The organism is Pseudoxanthomonas sp. SL93 (assembly GCF_026625825.1).
Classification (GTDB): domain Bacteria; phylum Pseudomonadota; class Gammaproteobacteria; order Xanthomonadales; family Xanthomonadaceae; genus Pseudoxanthomonas_A.
Genome location: NZ_CP113065.1, coordinates 138,481 through 154,169, shown reverse-complemented (window position 1 = coordinate 154,169; position 15,689 = coordinate 138,481). Strand labels below are relative to the sequence as shown.

13 protein-coding genes are annotated in these 15,689 nt (G+C 67.0%); 6 read left to right on the top strand and 7 right to left on the bottom strand.

Going from position 1 to position 15,689, the window contains the following annotated elements:
* The first annotated feature begins 186 nt into the window (after nucleotides 1-186).
* From OVA13_RS00730 to OVA13_RS00720, 3 genes are all read left to right on the top strand, one after another.
* Nucleotides 187-2,271, top strand: coding sequence for a M13 family metallopeptidase (locus OVA13_RS00730; protein ID WP_267793585.1), 2,085 nt, complete (start codon nucleotides 187-189; stop codon nucleotides 2,269-2,271).
* A gap of 182 nt (nucleotides 2,272-2,453) precedes the next feature.
* Nucleotides 2,454-3,710, top strand: a complete 1,257-nt coding sequence (locus OVA13_RS00725; RefSeq protein ID WP_267791938.1) for an aminopeptidase — start codon at nucleotides 2,454-2,456, stop codon at nucleotides 3,708-3,710.
* A gap of 166 nt (nucleotides 3,711-3,876) precedes the next feature.
* Nucleotides 3,877-5,895 (top strand): M13 family metallopeptidase, encoded by a 2,019-nt coding sequence (locus OVA13_RS00720; protein ID WP_267791937.1) that lies wholly within the window; start codon nucleotides 3,877-3,879, stop codon nucleotides 5,893-5,895.
* 95 nt (nucleotides 5,896-5,990) lie between these two features.
* Here the strand turns inward: OVA13_RS00720 and OVA13_RS00715 are convergent, their stop codons facing one another.
* Together OVA13_RS00715 and OVA13_RS00710 are read right to left on the bottom strand one after the other, a co-directional pair.
* The gene (locus tag OVA13_RS00715) at nucleotides 5,991-6,635 is read right to left on the bottom strand and encodes a rhomboid family intramembrane serine protease (RefSeq protein ID WP_267791936.1); all 645 of its coding nucleotides are present in this window, start codon (nucleotides 6,633-6,635) and stop codon (nucleotides 5,991-5,993) included.
* 43 nt (nucleotides 6,636-6,678) lie between these two features.
* On the bottom strand, nucleotides 6,679-7,017 hold the full coding sequence (locus OVA13_RS00710; protein ID WP_267791935.1) for an MGMT family protein: 339 nt from the start codon (nucleotides 7,015-7,017) through the stop codon (nucleotides 6,679-6,681).
* Nucleotides 7,018-7,058: 41 nt separating this feature from the next.
* Here OVA13_RS00710 and OVA13_RS00705 point away from each other — a divergent pair, with 41 nt between their 5' ends.
* Complete coding sequence (locus OVA13_RS00705; RefSeq protein ID WP_267791934.1) at nucleotides 7,059-7,469, top strand: hypothetical protein; 411 nt, start codon at nucleotides 7,059-7,061, stop codon at nucleotides 7,467-7,469.
* Between the two features lie 185 nt (nucleotides 7,470-7,654).
* Here the strand turns inward: OVA13_RS00705 and OVA13_RS00700 are convergent, their stop codons facing one another.
* The gene (locus OVA13_RS00700; RefSeq protein WP_267791933.1) at nucleotides 7,655-8,776 is read right to left on the bottom strand and encodes an inorganic phosphate transporter; all 1,122 of its coding nucleotides are present in this window, start codon (nucleotides 8,774-8,776) and stop codon (nucleotides 7,655-7,657) included.
* Nucleotides 8,777-8,788: 12 nt separating this feature from the next.
* Nucleotides 8,789-9,415, bottom strand: a complete 627-nt coding sequence (locus tag OVA13_RS00695; protein ID WP_267791932.1) for a DUF47 domain-containing protein — start codon at nucleotides 9,413-9,415, stop codon at nucleotides 8,789-8,791.
* Nucleotides 9,416-9,695: 280 nt separating this feature from the next.
* On the opposite strand from OVA13_RS00695, the gene OVA13_RS00690 reads away from it, so the two are divergent.
* Together OVA13_RS00690 and OVA13_RS00685 are read left to right on the top strand one after the other, a co-directional pair.
* Nucleotides 9,696-11,003 carry a hemolysin family protein gene (locus tag OVA13_RS00690; protein WP_267791931.1) on the top strand — a complete coding sequence of 436 codons (1,308 nt, stop codon included), beginning with the start codon at nucleotides 9,696-9,698 and terminating at the stop codon, nucleotides 11,001-11,003.
* A 1-nt stretch (nucleotide 11,004) separates the two neighbouring features.
* The gene (locus tag OVA13_RS00685) at nucleotides 11,005-11,628 is read left to right on the top strand and encodes an exopolysaccharide biosynthesis protein (RefSeq protein WP_267791930.1); all 624 of its coding nucleotides are present in this window, start codon (nucleotides 11,005-11,007) and stop codon (nucleotides 11,626-11,628) included.
* A 103-nt stretch (nucleotides 11,629-11,731) separates the two neighbouring features.
* Here the strand turns inward: OVA13_RS00685 and OVA13_RS00680 are convergent, their stop codons facing one another.
* The 3 genes from OVA13_RS00680 to OVA13_RS00670 all read right to left on the bottom strand — a co-directional run bounded on the left by OVA13_RS00680 (nucleotide 11,732) and on the right by OVA13_RS00670 (nucleotide 15,635).
* Entirely contained in the window at nucleotides 11,732-13,852 is a 2,121-nt protein-coding gene (locus OVA13_RS00680) for a putative bifunctional diguanylate cyclase/phosphodiesterase (RefSeq protein WP_267791929.1), read from the bottom strand.
* Nucleotides 13,849-14,730 (bottom strand): phosphate/phosphite/phosphonate ABC transporter substrate-binding protein, encoded by an 882-nt coding sequence (locus OVA13_RS00675; protein WP_267793584.1) that lies wholly within the window; start codon nucleotides 14,728-14,730, stop codon nucleotides 13,849-13,851. Before OVA13_RS00675 ends, OVA13_RS00680 begins: the two co-directional genes overlap by 4 nt.
* Before the next feature lie 110 nt (nucleotides 14,731-14,840).
* Nucleotides 14,841-15,635, bottom strand: a complete 795-nt coding sequence (locus OVA13_RS00670; RefSeq protein ID WP_267791928.1) for an RNA methyltransferase — start codon at nucleotides 15,633-15,635, stop codon at nucleotides 14,841-14,843.
* Between the last annotated feature and the right edge of the window lie 54 nt (nucleotides 15,636-15,689).

Genomic DNA, 15,689 nt, shown 5'->3' with positions numbered 1-15,689 from the left:
TGGTCGCGTTGCGACGCGTTCATCACCCTGGCGGCCAGGCGTTTCAGGAGGCGCCCCATGACCTTCGACACACCTGCCCTCCCGTCGACAGGCGTAGAGTCGCGCGCACGCCCCCACCGGGGCTTTCCTTTTTCATTGCCCTGTCCGGGGCCGGAGTAGACCGTGATTGCCCGCAAACCCCAGATCCTGATGCTTTCGCTCGCCGTGGCTGCCGCGCTGGCCGCGTGCGCCAAGAAAGAAGAGGCCGCGCCGGCCGCCGATACCGCCGCCACCAAGGCCCCCGCGGGTCTGGAACTGAAGCTGGACGAAAGCACCCTCCCCGGCGTCAACCGCTTCCAGCTCAGCGACCTGGACACGACCAAGAACGCCTGCACCGACTTCGGCGGCTACGTGAACGGCAAGTGGCTGGCCGCCAACACCATCCCGAGCGACCGCACCAGTTGGGGAGCGTTCGAGATGCTGGCCGAACGCTCCACCGCCGTGCAGAAGCAGCTGGCCGAACAGGCCGCCGCCATGCCCAACGCGAGCGGCGTCGAGAAGATCGTCGGCGACCTCTGGGCCACCGGCATGGACGAAGCCAAGATCAATGCCCAGGGCATCGAGCCCATCAAGCCGCTGCTGACCGCCATCGACGGGCTGCAGGACAAGGACGCCATCGTGGCGTACCTCAACGACAGCGCCGCCAAGGGCCAGGCGTTCCTGTTCGGCTTCGGTGCGGAAGCCGACTTCAACAAGCCCGACACCAACTTCGCCTACGCCTTCCAGGGCGGCCTGGGTCTGCCGGACAAGAACTTCTATTTCGATGCCGACAAGAAGGACATCCGCGACGGCTACGTGGCGCATATCGCCAAGGTGCTGGAACTGTCCGGCGTGCCCGCGGCCGATGCGGCCAAGCAGGCCGGCGACATCCTGGCGTTCGAAACGCGCCTGGCCAAGGTCTCCAAGTCGAACGAGGAAATGTCGCGCGACGTGTCGCTGTACTACAACCCGGTGACGCTGGCCGAAGCCGACAAGCTGACGCCGAACTTCTCGTGGACGAAGTTCTTCGAATTGCAGGGCGTGGCACCGCAGGAGAAGTTCTCGCTGGCCGTGCCCGCCTTCCACCAGGAAGTCAGCAAGATGCTGGGTGACACCGATCCGTCGGCCTGGCGCAGCTACCTGCGCTTCCACACGATCGATGGCGCCTCGCCCTACCTGAGCGATGCCTTCGCCAACGAGAACTTCAATTTCTACAGCAAGACCCTGCGCGGCCAGAAGGAAATCCAGCCGCGCTGGAAGCGCGTGCTGGGCACCATCGAGTCGCAGAGTGGCGAAGCACTCGGCCAGATGTACGTCAAGGTCGCCTTCTCGCCCGAATCGAAGGCGAAGATGGAGACGCTGGTGGCCAACCTGGGCACCGCGCTGAAGGCACGCATCCAGAATCTCGCCTGGATGAGCGACGAGACCAAGGCCAAGGCGATGGAGAAGCAGGCGGCCTTCACCACCAAGATCGGCTATCCCGACAAGTGGCGCGACTGGACCGGCCTGTCGACCGCACGCGACAGCTACATCGGCAACGTCCTGGCCGCGCAGCAGTTCAACTACAAGTGGAACCTGGGCAAGATCGGCAAGCCGGTCGACCGCACCGAATGGGGCATGCCGCCGCAGATGGTCAACGCGTACTACAACCCGCTGCAGAACGAGATCGTGTTCCCGGCCGCCATCCTGCAGCCGCCGTTCTTCGACCCCAATGCGTCGGATGAAATGAACTACGGCGGCATCGGCGCGGTGATCGGCCACGAAATGACCCATGGCTACGACGACCAGGGCAGCCGCTTCGGCGCCACCGGGAAGTTCGAGAACTGGTGGACCCCGGCCGATGCCAAGGGTTTCTCCTCGCGTACGGACAAGCTGATCGCGCAGTTCAATGGCTACCGCACCGACGCGGGCCAGGCCATCAACGGCAAGCACACCCTGGGCGAGAACATCGCCGACCTGGGTGGCCTGGCCACGGCCTACGACGCGATGAAGGCCGCCGCGGGCGACACGCCGGACCCGAAGACCGATGGCCTGACGCGCGACCAGCGCTTCTTCCTCAACTGGGCCACGGTGTGGCGCCGCAACTTCACCCCGGAAGAACTGAAGAACCGCATTGCCACCGACGAGCACGCCCCGGCGCAGTTCCGTGCGATCGGCGCGCCGTCCAACCTGCCGGCATTCGCCGCGGCGTTCTCGTGCAAGCCGGGCGAGCCGATGGTCCGCACCGGCGACCAGCAGGTGGTCATCTGGTAAGCGACGCCTCCCGGCGTTGACGAGCGAAGGCCCGGCATGTCCGGGCCTTTTCTTTGCGCATCCCGCATTACGGTCCGCCCGGCGGTTGTCCGCTGGCCGGCACTCCGGGCGTCCCCACAGTGCCAGCCTGATGCGCAGGGGCGTCACGCGGCCGTGTTCCCACCACCCGGAGGAGGACTGCCATGACCCGCCACACCGCTTCGATGCTCGCCCTCGCGCTCGCCTGCATGCTTTCCAGCGCCTGTCAGAAACAGGAGACCCCGGCGGCGGCCAGTACGCCCGCCGATCCGTCGCCCGCCGACGCGACACCCGCCGCACCGCCCGCCCCACCGGTCGATCTGGAGCTGCTTGCCCAGCGGCTGGTCGCCAACGCGGCCGTCAAGGAAGGCGATGCGGTCATCATCAGCGGGCGGACGCACGACGCCGAGCTGCTGGAAAACATCGCGTTGCACGTGCGCCAGCTGGGCGCGTTCCCGATGATCGAATACACCAGTGATCGCCTTGCCAAGCGGATGTTCTTCGACGTGCCGGCACAGTTCGACACGCAGGCGCCCGCGCTGGACCTGAAGCTGGCTGGCGTATTCAACGTGCTGATCGCGGTGGACAACGGGACGTCCGAAAACCTGTTCGAGGGCGCTGACCCGCAACGCGTCGCCGCACGCAGCCAGGCGGGCGAAGCCGTCGGCCAGGAACTCATGAAGCGGAACGTGCGGCAGGTGCAGGTAGGCAACGGCCTTTATCCCACCGCCTGGCGCGCCAAGCGCATGGGCATGTCCGAAGCCGATCTCGGCAAGACCTTCTGGGAAGGCGTCAACGTCGACTACGGCGCCCTGCAGGCCCGCGGCCAGGCGGTGAAAGGCGCGCTGGCGGCCGGCAACGAACTGCACGTCACCCACCCCAATGGCACCGACTACCGCCTGCGCATCCAGGGGCGGCCGGTGCTGGTCAGCGACGGGATCATCTCGCCGGAAGACATCAAGCAGGGCGGTGCGGCGCTGCAGGTCTTCCTGCCGGCCGGCGAGGTCTACACCACGCCCGTGGCCGGCACGGGCGAGGGCAGGATCGTCGCCACACGCGACTACTTCCGCGGGCAGGCCATCGACAACCTGGCCGTGACGGTCGCCGGCGGCAAGGTCACGGCGCTGACCGGCGACGGGCCGGGCTTCGCGCCGTTGAAGGCCGAGTTCGATGCGGTGAACGACCCGCGCAAGAACGAAGTGTCGTTCATCGACCTGGGCATCAATCCCAACGTCAGGCTGCCGGTGGCCAGCCAGGTGGGCAACTGGGTGCCCGCGGGCACCGTCACGATGGGCCTGGGCAACAACACGTGGGCCGGTGGCAACAATTCGCTGGCCTACGGGGTCACTTTCTTCCTGCCGGGCAGCACGGTGACGCTGGATGGCCAGGTGATCGTGGACAAGGGCGAACTCAACCTGTGACGGGCACGGGGCGGCCTTGAAGGCGGCCGCCCCGATGCCATCTGCGCGCTCTGTGACGCACGGCCTGAATCGGCCGCCAAGTACAGCGGGATTTGCGCGGCCGCATGCCGGAGCGCACACAGGCAGCTTGCTAGAATCGCCCGACCCCTGAACCTGGACACTGCTGATGCCCACCCCGCGTACCGCGCTCGGCCGCCCCACCCTGCTCGCCCTCGCCCTGGTCCTGACCCTGGGCGCCCCCGACGCCGAAGCGCAGCGCAAGAAGCGCTCATCCGCACCCGCCGTCAGCGCGCAGTGCACGGATTTCTATTCCGCCACCAACGCCGACTGGCTGAAGCAGAACAAGCTGCCGGCCGACGCCGGTGCCATCAGCGTGCTGGGCCAGTTCCGCGACCGCACGCTGCAGCAGCAGCGCACCCTGCTGGATGGCGCCATGAAGTCGCCGCAGGGCAACGTGCAGAAGCTGCTCGGTGACTTCTGGGCCAGCGGCCTGGATGAAGCCGCGGTGGAAGCGGACGGCTCGCGCCCCATCGCGCCGCTGCTGGACCGCATCAACGCCATCAAGAAGCCCAAGGACGTCGCGCCGGCCATCGCCGCGCTGCACCAGGTGGGCATCCCGGTGGCCTTCAACTTCAGCCCCGACGTGGACCTGCAGGCGCTGGATCGCCATATCGGCTACTTCATGCAGGGCGGCCTGGGCCTGCCTGACCCGGCCTACTACACCCGCACCGACGCCGATACGCGCGAGCTGCTCGGTCGCTACCGCAACTACGTCAAGCAGGTGCTGGCGCTGACTGGCACGCCGGCGGCCAAACTGGACGCCGAGTCGGCGCTGGTCATCGACCTGGAAACCCGCCTGGCGCAGGTGTCCAAGCCGCTGGTGGACCTGCGCAGCCCGTTCGCCAACTACGCCACGGTGCCGACCAAGGACCTGGGCAAGCAATACCGCAACCTGCAGCTGGACGCCTTCCTCAAGGCACAGGGTGTCAGCGACGACACGGTTTCGATGGCCGACCCGGCGTTGTTCAAACGCCTGGACGGACTGGTCGCCAGCCTCAAGCCTGACCAGTGGAAGGCCTACCTGCGCTGGCGCGTGGGCGATGCGATGGCGCCGTACCTGGCCAAGCCGTTCCGCGATGCCGAGTTCGAGTTCCGTGGCCGCGTGCTGCGCGGCGAAGCCGCGCCGGCACCGCGCTGGGAACAGGTGCTGGGCGCCATCAACCTGGCCGCCGGCCCGATGCTGGGCAAGGAATACGCCGACCGCTATGTGCCGGCCGAACACAAGCGCCGCGCCGAGGAGATCGCCGGGCAGGTGCGTGATGCCCTGGGCCGCGGCATCGAGCGCAGCACGTGGATGAGCGACGCGGCCAAGGCTGAAGCCAAGGCGAAGCTGGACAAGCTGAAGATCGAAGTCGGTACGCCCAGGCGCGACCTGGACTACAGCGTGCAACCGATGGGCCGCGGCAGTTTCGGCGGCAACATGCTGATCGCGTCCACCTGGCGCCACCGCGAGGAAATGAAGCGCATCGGGAAGGGCAACGCCGACCGCCGCTGGGATGTCCTGCCGCAGCAGCCGGCACTGGCCTACGACATCGCACAGAACCGCCTGATCGTCACCGCCGCCGTGCTGCAGAACGAGATCTTCGACGCCAAGCAACCGCCGGCCGTGCTGTACGGCGCCTACGGTGCGCTGGTGGGCCACGAACTCAGCCGCGGCTTCGACAGCAAGGGCCGCATGGTCGATGCCAAGGGCCAGCTGCGCGACTGGTGGACGCCCGCCGACGTCGCCGCCTGGAACGGCGTCGCCGCCAAGGTCGCCACGCAGTACGACGGCTACGCGTACCCCGGCCTGAAGAACGTCAAGGTCAACGGCAAGCTGACCCAGGACGAGAACATCGCCGACCTCGCCGGCGTCGAGCTGGCATGGGACGCCTTCAGCACCGCGCAGCCGCAGGCCAATGCGGCGGCCAAGCAGTCGTTCTACAAGGCCTGGGCCACGCTGTGGGCGCAGCACCTGTCGGAAACCGAGAGCGCGCAGCGTGCCGCCGTCGACGTGCATGCCCCCGGCCAGTGGCGCGCCAACGGTCCGCTGGTGCAGCAACCGTCGTTCGCGCAGGCGTTCACCTGCAAGCCCGGCCAGCCGATGCAGGCGCAGGAAGCGGCGCAGATCAGGATCTGGCGCTGATGACCCACCGCGGTTGCGACTTCGGTTGCAACCGCGCAGGGCAAACGAAAACGGCGCGGGAAACCGCGCCGTTTTTCATTCCATCATCCAGCGCATCACTTCACGATGCGCATGCGCGGCGGCGGTGGCCTGCGCTTGCCGAAAGGCGGTTGCCCGCGCCAGTAACGGATCAGCAACCAGCCGAACAGCATGCCGCCCAGGTGCGCGAAGTGGGCAACCCCCGGCTGCAGGCCGGTGAAGCCCATCAGCAGCGTGATGGCGGCATAGAAGATCACCAGCGTGCGCGCGCGGATTTCCATCGGCAACGGGAACACGATCATGCGCTGGTTGGGGAACAGCATGCCGTAGGCGAGCAGCAGGCCGAACACGCCCCCCGACGCGCCGACCGTCTTGTACGGCATGCCACCGTTCCAGACCGTCCACCAGCCCACGCCCAGTTGCAGCAGGCCCGCGCCCGCCACGCAGACGAGGAAGTAGGTGAGGAACCGCTTCTGGCCCCAGGTCTGCTCGAGCGGCGAGCCGAACATGTACAACGCCAGCATGTTGAACAGCAGATGGGTCAGGCCCGAGGGATCGTGCAGGAAGCCGTAGCTCAACACCTGCCAGGGCATGAAGCCGTAACCCACCGGCCACAGCGCCAGCCACTGCTCAAGCACACCGCCCATGAGCAGCTGAAGCAGGTAGATGACGCCATTGGCGATCAGCAATGCTTTGGTGACGGGGAGAAGTCGGGGGAACATGGGCATCCTCGTGGCAACTGCACTGCATGATACCGGTGACGCATTAACGGTTGCCGGGGCCCCACAACGCGGCGTCCAGATCATCTTCCCTGCGCGTGCGCTTCACCCGGCCGTTGACCACCGCGACGCCCTCCGCATGCAGCCGCTGGCTCTGCTCGCGGAAGGCCTTGGACCCTTCCGGGAACGCGATGCGTCCATCCGAGCGCAGGACCCGGTGCCAGGGCAATGCCGGGTCGTCGTTCTGGCTCAGGATGCGCGCGGCCAGTCGCGCGCGCCCCGGCAGGCCGGCGCGATGCGCGACTTCGCCATACCCGGCCACCTGCCCGCGAGGAATCGCGCGGATCGCGGCCAGGATGCGGTCTTCGGGAGACTTCGCGCTCATTGCGGACTAGGATAGCGGCAACCGCAACACAGGAGCACACGATGCAGAACTTCGAACAGATCCGCGGACACCTGCATTCTTCGGGTTACAAGGTGACCATGCACGATCCGTACGTCGCCTGCGTGGAACTGTCGCTGGGCAACGGCAAGCGCCACCAGTCGATCTTCCTGTCCGAACTGGGCAACGACGACGAGCGCGGCTACCTGCGCGTGAGCACCGTCATCGCACCGATCACCGGCATCGACGCGCGCCGCGCGCTGTCGTTCAACTGGCAGAGCAGCGTGGGCTACCTGGCCATCGGTGAGCTCGACGGTGTGCCGTACCTGCAGCTGTGCGAGAACCGTCCCTACGAAAGCCTCACGCCGGCCGAAGTGGATCGCCTGGTGCTGGAGATCGGCGGCCTGGGCGACAGCATGGAGCGCGCGCTCTCCGCGGAAGGCGACCTGCTTTGAAGCCGTGATTGGTGATTGGTGATTGGTGATTGGTGATTGGTGATTGGTGATTGGCAGAAGCAAAGCAAGAAAGGGCGGGTCATGGACCCGCCCTTTCTGCGTCTTGATTGTGGATTCTCGCGGCCGGCGACAGTTCCGCTCTGACGAATCACCAATCACCAATCACGCATCACGAATCACGACCCTCAAGCCCAGCCCAGCGCCTCCAGCAGCCGCAGCAGCCCGTAGGCGATGCCGCCGGCCGCGGGAATGGTCAGGATCCACGCCCACAGGATGCGTTCGATCACGCTGAACTTCAGCGCACGCGGGTTCTTGGCGAAGCCCACGCCCATGATGGCGGTGGAGATGCTGTGCGTGGTGGAGACCGGCATGCCGAAATGCGCAGCCACCGTCAGGATGGTGGCCGAACTGGTTTCGGCGGCGAAGCCGTTGATGGGATGCAGCTTGACCATCTTGTGGCCCAGGGTCTTGATGATCTTCCAGCCGCCCGACGCCGTGCCCAGGGCCATCACGATGGCGCAGGTGATGACGATCCAGGTGGCGATGTCCTGCTCGCCGGCGCTGCCCGGATGCAGGAAGGCCAGCCATGTCGGCAGATCGTCCAGTGCGCCGGAGGCCTCGGCGCCGAACAGCGTCAGCGCGATGATGCCCATCGTCTTCTGCGCATCGTTGTGGCCGTGCGCGTAGCCCATGTAGGCCGCGGACAGGATCTGCGCCTTGCCGAAGAACTTGTTGACGAAATGCGGACGGGCCAGCCGGCCCAGCCAGCCGCCGGCGCGCGCCAGCAGCGCGATCAGGCCCCACAGCGCCACCATCACCAGGATGCCGAGCAGGAAGCCCGCGATCGGCGAGGTGATCATGGGCAGCACCACCTTCCACAGGATGCCCTTGTTCTTGGTCCAGTCGCCCAGTGTCTCCGACCAGATCAGCGCACCCCAATCGTTGTGGGCGGCGGCGAGCGCGGCACCGCACAGGCCACCGATCAGCGCATGCGACGACGACGACGGCAGGCCCTTCCACCAGGTGATCAGGTTCCACACGATGCCGCCCAGCAGCGCGCACAGGATGACCTGCGACGTCACCTGCACCACTTCGGTGTTCACCAGGCCGGACGCAATCGTCTTGGCCACGGCCGTACCCATCAGCGCGCCGATCAGGTTCATGCCGGCGGCCAGCATCACCGCCTGGCCCGGCGACAGCACCTTGGTGGCGACGACGGTGGCGATGGAGTTGGCGGTGTCGTGGAAGCCGTTGATGAACTCGAAGACGAGCGCGGCCAGGATCACCACCAGCACGAGAGTAAGCATGATGGGGATCCGTCAGCTGTTCTTGAGGACGATCTGGTACGCCACCACGCCGGCTTCGCGGCAGCGGTCGATGGCTTTTTCCAGGATCTCGAAGAACTCCTTCAACAGGAACATCTGCAGGTGGTCCAGCCGGCCGGAATAGATGTCGCGGTACAGCTCCAGCATCAGCCGGTCGGCCTCGTTCTCGATCGCCCGCAGCTTCTCGTTGAGCGAGGTCATGCGGTCGATGTTCATCTTCTTGATTTCGTGGACCATGTCGACCACCACGCTGGCGGCCTGTTCAAGCATCGCCGCGCGCGGCGCGAAGTCGATGCCGTCCAAGTGCTGCAGGGCCAGCGAGTAGCGGTCGGCGAACTTCTCGACCTGCTTGGGGATCTTGTAGAGCGCCGAGCCCAGCGCCTCGATGTCCTCGCGTTCGATCGGCGTGATGAAGCTGTCCACCAGCGCCTTGCCGATCTTGTCCGAGGCCGCGCGCTCGCGCAGGCGCGCCAGCTTGAAGGCATCCAGCGCCGGCTGGCGGTCGGTGGCCTTCATCATGGTGTGCAGGGCCTTGGTACTGTCGTGGGCGGCTTGGGCGGCCTCGTCCAACAGCGTGTAGAACTGCTGGCCGGAGCCGAAGATCGTCTGGAGGGAGAACATCGGGCGGTCCCACCGTCACGGGATGGACGGCTTCAGGGGCGGAATTATGACGGTTTCATGACGCCCACGGACAGTCTGCCCGCCCTCCGGGGTACGCCGGCACGGCCGCCCTGGCCGAATGTCTTGTTCAGCTTCACGCGTCCGCCCGCCGCCTGTTTGCTAAACTCGCCCCGCGCCCGACGGGTGCACCCTATGGACGACGACCCTACTTCCCCCCACTGTCCCCCGCGACAGACTCCGCCCGCCCTGCCGGCCCTCCCCGCCCTGAACGGAGGCGGCCGTGCTTGAGCTGCTGATCGTCGCATTCCTGATCGTCCTGAACGCCTTCTTCGCCCTGTCGGAGATGGCGCTGATGACGTCGCGGAAACTGAAGCTGAAACAGATGGCGCAGGAAAGCCGCGGCGCCCGTACCGCGCTTGCGCTGGCGGAACACCCCGACAACCTGTTGTCCACCGTGCAGGTGGGCATCACCGCGATTGGTGTGCTCGCTGGCTCGTTAGGCGCTGACTCCATAGGCGCGATCATCGCCGGCTGGATCGACGGCATATGGCCGGACGCTCAGAAGTACGCCACGAGCATAGGCTTCGGCACTGCGGTCACGCTGATCACCGCCAGCTCGGTGATCTTCGGCGAACTGATCCCCAAGCGCCTGGCACTGACCAATGCCGAGAAAATCGCCGCCGCGGTGGCCATTCCGCTTGACTGGCTGTCGCGCATCGCGCGGCCGATCGTGTTCGTGCTCGGCGCGATCAACCGGCTGGTGCTGCGCATGCTTGGCATCCGCGACGACAACCGCAATGCAGTGACGGAAGAAGAGATCCGCATGCTGGTGACCGAAAGCCACGAGCAGGGCGTCATCGACGTCGACGAGCGCAACATGATGAACCGCGTGTTGCGGCTGGGTGACCGCACCGCGGACAGCCTGATGACGCCACGCAAGAAGATCGTCTGGCTGGACGTGGCGGCGGAATATGCCGAGAACCTGGAAACCATGCGCGAATCCCAGTTCTCGCGCTTCCCGGTCTACCGCGGCAGCGACCAGGACGTGGTCGGCGTGCTGGAGGTGAAGACGCTGCTGGACCGCTTCGCCGACCCGTCGCCGGAAATCTTCCGCGGCCTGCGCGAACCGTTGTTCGTGTCCGAATCCACCCACGCCATGAAACTGCTGGAGATCTTCCGCGAGGAACAGCAGTCGCTGGCGCTGGTCGTGGACGAGTACGGCGAGATCCAGGGCCTGGTGACGCTGAGCGACCTGATGGGCGCGGTGATCGGCCGCCTGCAGGCCAGCGAGAACACCGAGGATGCCCCGCTGGTGGTGGTGCGCGACGACGGCTCGCTGCTGGTGGATGGCTCCCTGCCCAATGACGACCTGCGCGAACTGCTGGGGGGCGTGACGCTGCCCGACGACGACGAGTACAACACGCTGGCCGGCATGATGATCGAACGCTTCGGTCGCATCCCGCACGTCGGCGAGCGGCTGGAGTGGGCGGGCTGGCGTTTCGAGGTCGTGGACCTGGACGGTGCGCGCATCGACAAGCTGCTGCTGCACAAACTGCCGGAAACCGACGGCGAAGACCTGGCCGTCTGACATGACCGCCGACGCAACCACCCACACGAGCACGGTCGCCCTGCTCGATGGCTTCGCCACCGGCAATCCCGACGATGTGCTGCGCCTGGGCGACCTGCTGAAGGACTTCGGCCCTGCCGCCTTCGGCATGCTGTTGTTCCTGGGCGTACTGCCGGCCTTCATCCCGGTGCCGGGCGTCGGTGGCGCGATCGGTGGCCCGATGGTGATCCTGGTCGGCGCGCAGCTGCTGCTGGGCATGCGCAAGCTGTGGCTACCGCGGTTCCTGGCCCGCCGTGGCCCGCACCGCAGCTCGATGATGCGCTTCCGGCAGCGCATGGCGCCGTGGTTGCGCCGGCTGGAGAAACTGGTGCGCCCGCGCATGGCGGCCTTCCTGGACAACCGCATCGCCCTCAGCTTCACCGGCCTGCTGCTGATTCTGCTGGGCCTGCTGCTGGCACTGCCGATCCCCTTCACCAACTACGTGTTCGGCATCCTGCTGCTGCTGTTCGCTTTGGCACTGCTGGAGCGCGATGGCGCACTGCTGCTGGTCGCATGGATCTCAGGCGGCATCGCCATCGTCGTGTTCGGCTTCCTGTCAGGCAACCTGGTCGAATCGCTGACGCAGCTGTTCGCGCGCTGGTTCTGAGTTCCCGCAGAAGATGGAAGTGTGGGAGCGACGTAAGTCGCGATGACGCACCTGTACCGCCCGGAAAGCTCGCGACTTACGTCGCTCCCACAAGGGAACCGCTTCAGGTCACCAGCTGCGCGAACTCGGCGGCGGTGACCGGGTAACCCAGCCAGTAGCCCTGCGCCAGGTCGCAGCCACGCTCGCGCAGCAGGTTGAACTGGCCTTCCTTCTCCACGCCTTCGGCGACCACCGTGATGCCCAGCGAGTGCGCCATCGCGATGATGGCCGTGGTCAGTGCCAGGTCGTCGGGATCACGCAGCATGTCGGCGATGAAGCTGCGGTCGATCTTCACGCCATCCACCGGCACGCGGCGCAGGTGGCTCAGGCCTGAGAAGCCGGTGCCGAAATCGTCCAGCCACACCTTCACGCCAGTACGGTGCAGCGTGGCCAGCAGCGCACTGGCATGCGCTTCGTCGCTGATCACCGCGGTTTCGGTCAGTTCCAGGTGCAGGCGCGAGGCGGCCAAGCCGGTGTCGCGCAGGCATTCGGCCACCACGTCCGGCAGGTCGCCGCTGCGCAGCTGGCGCGGCGACACGTTGACCGATACGAACAACTGGTCAAGCGCGTCGCGATCGGTGCTCCAGCGGGCGGCGGCGGCACAGGCGGCGCGCAGCACGCGGGGGCCGATGGTTTCGATCAGCCCGCTCTGCTCGGCCACGTCGATGAACACCGATGGCGCCACCATGCCCAGTTCCGGATGCTGCCAGCGCAGCAGCGCTTCGGCGCCGATGATCTTGCTGTCGGCCAGGCGGAACACCGGCTGGTACAGCAGGCTCAGTTCGCCGCGTTCCCACGCGCCGCGCAGCTCCTGTTCCATGCGTACGCGACGCTCCACCGCCTGGTCCATCGCGCGGCTGTAGAAGCGGTAGCAGTTCTTGCCGGCCACCTTGGCCTGGTACATGGCGATGTCGCCATTCTTCATCAGCGCGGTGGCGCCGGATGCGTCCTCGGGGAACAGGGTGATGCCGATGGACGTCCCCAGGAACACCTGGCGGTCCTGCACCACGATCGGCCGCCCCAGTTCCGCCACCAGCTTCTCGGCCAGGCGCGTCGCACTGCTGCGCACGTCGCCGTCCTGGATCAGGATGACGAACTCGTCGCCGCCGAAGCGCGCCAGCAACGCGTCGTCCCCGCCCATCAGTTCCACCGCATCGCGGATGCGGTGCGCGAACTGCTGCAGCACTTCGTCGCCGGCCTCGTGTCCCAGCGTGTCGTTGACGCGCTTGAAGTCGTCGATGTCGGCGAACAGCAGCGCCAGTTGGCGGCCGGCGCCGCGCAGCATCATCAGGCGGTGGTCCAGGCTTTCGCGGAAGGCCAGGCGGTTGGTCAGGCCGGTCAGCGAATCGGTATACGCCATGCGGCGCACGTCGCGGTCGTGCCGCGCGATGCTGTCGCTCATCGTGCCGAACGCACGCACCAGCTCGCCGACTTCGTCCTGGCGCGCGCTGACCAGGCGTTCGGCGTTGTAGTTGCCCACTTCGATGGCGTGCGCCGCCTGTGCAAGCTGGCGGACCGGGCGCACCAGCGTGCGCTGCACGTACAGGATGATGGCCACGCAGGCCCCCACCAGTGCCAGCAGCAGCAGCGCCACCCAGCCCAAGTGGCGCGCGCCCAGTTCGTTCAAGCGTTCACGCGCGGCGTTGATGGCCTTGTCCTCGTAGGCGCGCACCGAAGCGACCGAATACCCCACGCGCACCCCGCCGATGCGCTGCGAGCCGACCATGATCGGCTCGGACACGTCCACGATCTGTTCCGACCACTGCGTGTGCATCCGCTGCGCATTGATGGCCTCGTAGGCCAGCGGATCGGTCATCGGCTGGCCATAGACCGCGATGTCGGCACTGCCGTCGTGGATGATGCGGCCCTGCGGGTCGTACACCAGGATGTAGCTGACGTCAGGCTCTTTCTGCGCGGAACGGACGATGCTGCCCATCGCGTCCAGGTCGAAGTAGTACAGCGGATTGGCCAGCGCATCGGCCAGCTGGTCCACCGTGGCTTCGCCGTGGCGGCGCAGGCTGTCCTCGACCATGCCGTGCATGGCGTCGCGGCCCAGTTCCGCCACCTCCGCCTGCATCACCTTCTGCCTGTGCAGCAGCGTGGCCAGCAAGGCGATGACCACGGCCAGCATGATCGCCATCGCGACCAGGAAGCGTGCCTGCAGGCCGAAGCGCAGGGGCTTCATTCGACCTGCTCGCGCACGCGGGTGACGCCCCGGCGCAGCTGGTCGAGCGCCTGCTGCGATACGGGATCCACCGGCAGGAAACGGGTGGTGCGGAAGAAGGTGTTCAAGGCTTCGCGCGCCGCGGGATCGCTGGCGGCTTCGAGCAGGACTTCGCGCAGGCGTGCCTCGACCCGCGGATCCAGGTCGCCGCGCACCATCTCCAGCGCGCGGGGGAAATCCTGGGTTTCGTGGATCACGCGGAAATCGCGCCGGAAGGAGGGCGGCATCCGGCGAGCGTCGTCCCAGTCCAGGTTGCTGACCACGCCGGCATCGACCAGGCGCTTGTGCACCCACGCGGCGATGTTCAGCTCGGAACGCGCGAACACGTAGCCGACCGAGTCCTGCGCCGGGCGATCCATCGGCGACAGCAGGATCTCGAGGCGCTGGCCGGCATCCAGCAGGGCCACGGAGGGGGCGAAGTAGGCACTGGTGGAAGCGGTGTTCTGGAAGGCGACCGTACGGCCCTTGAGGTCTTCCAGCCGTTCCAGGCCGCTGTCGCGGCGCACGAAGAACACGCCATGGTAGCGGCTGACGCCACCGCGCTCGGTCAGCAGCAGCGGACGGGCCCCGGCACGTTCCTGCAGCCGCATGCCGGTACCGGCGGTCTCGGTGACCCAGTCCACGCGGCCGCGGCGCAGGTAGCTGTTCATCTGCTGCGCATCACGCGCCATCAGGATGCGGCCTTCGGTGATGCCGACATCGCGCATGCGCGGGACCACGTAGTCCAGCAGCGGCTTGAGCTGTTCGTAGTGCGCCTTGGGGTCGTCGCTGATGCGTCCCAGCACCAGGACCTGACCATCGCCCGCGGCATTGGCGGGGGCGATGCTGGCGGGAAACATGGCCGCGCCGATCAGGGCCAGCGCCAAGCTGATCCAGGTTGTACGCAACGATCTAGGCCCCCGAAACAATGCCGGCAGACTATCGGAAAACGTGATTCGGGGACAGTGATTCAGGCTGCCGGACCACGCGCCAGCCGGGCCATGCGCTGTGCGTCGGCCAGGATGCCCCGCAGCAGGCGCACCTCCTGCTCGTTCAGGTTCGCGCGCAGGTACAGCCGGCGCAGTTTGCGCATGGCGGAGTCGGGCGTACGGCCCTTGTGGAAGTCGATCGCGTCGAGCGTGTCGCCAAGCTGCGCGAAGAAGCCTTCGAGGTGTTCATGGCTGGCGGGCGCCTCGTCTGGGTGTGGCGCCTCGGGGACCGGCGCCTGCTGAAGCGCCAGCAGCGCCAGCCGCAGTTCGTAGGCCAGCACCTGCACGGCGGCGGCAAGGTTGAGCGAGCTGTAGTCCGGGTTGGCCGGGATATGCACGGCGGCGTGGCAGAGCTGCAGTTCCTCGTTGGTGAGTCCCGTGCGTTCACGGCCGAACACCAGCGCGACTTCCCCGCCCTGCGCGGCGGCATGGACCGCCCGTTCGCCGGCCTGGCGTGGTGCATGTTCTTCCAGCGCCACGCGCCGGCTGCGGGCGGTGCAGCCCATCACGAAGTGGCAGTCGGATACGGCGTCCGCCAGGGTCGCCACCACCTGCGCATCACCCAGCAGGTCGTCGGCACCGGCGGCGCGGCGGAAGGCTTCCTCGGCCGGGTAGTCTTCCGGCGCCACCAGCACCAGCCGGGACAGCCCCATGGTCTTCAGCGCGCGCGCGGCGGCGCCGATGTTGCCCGGGTGCTGGGTGCCGACCAGAACGATGCGCAGGCGCGCCGCCACGGGCGCGAACGAGGGAATCAGGGGGGAATCAGGCGTATTCATGGGGGTAAATGGTAAACTGCGCGGGCCGGCCTCTGCGCCGTGCTGCTCTTTTCC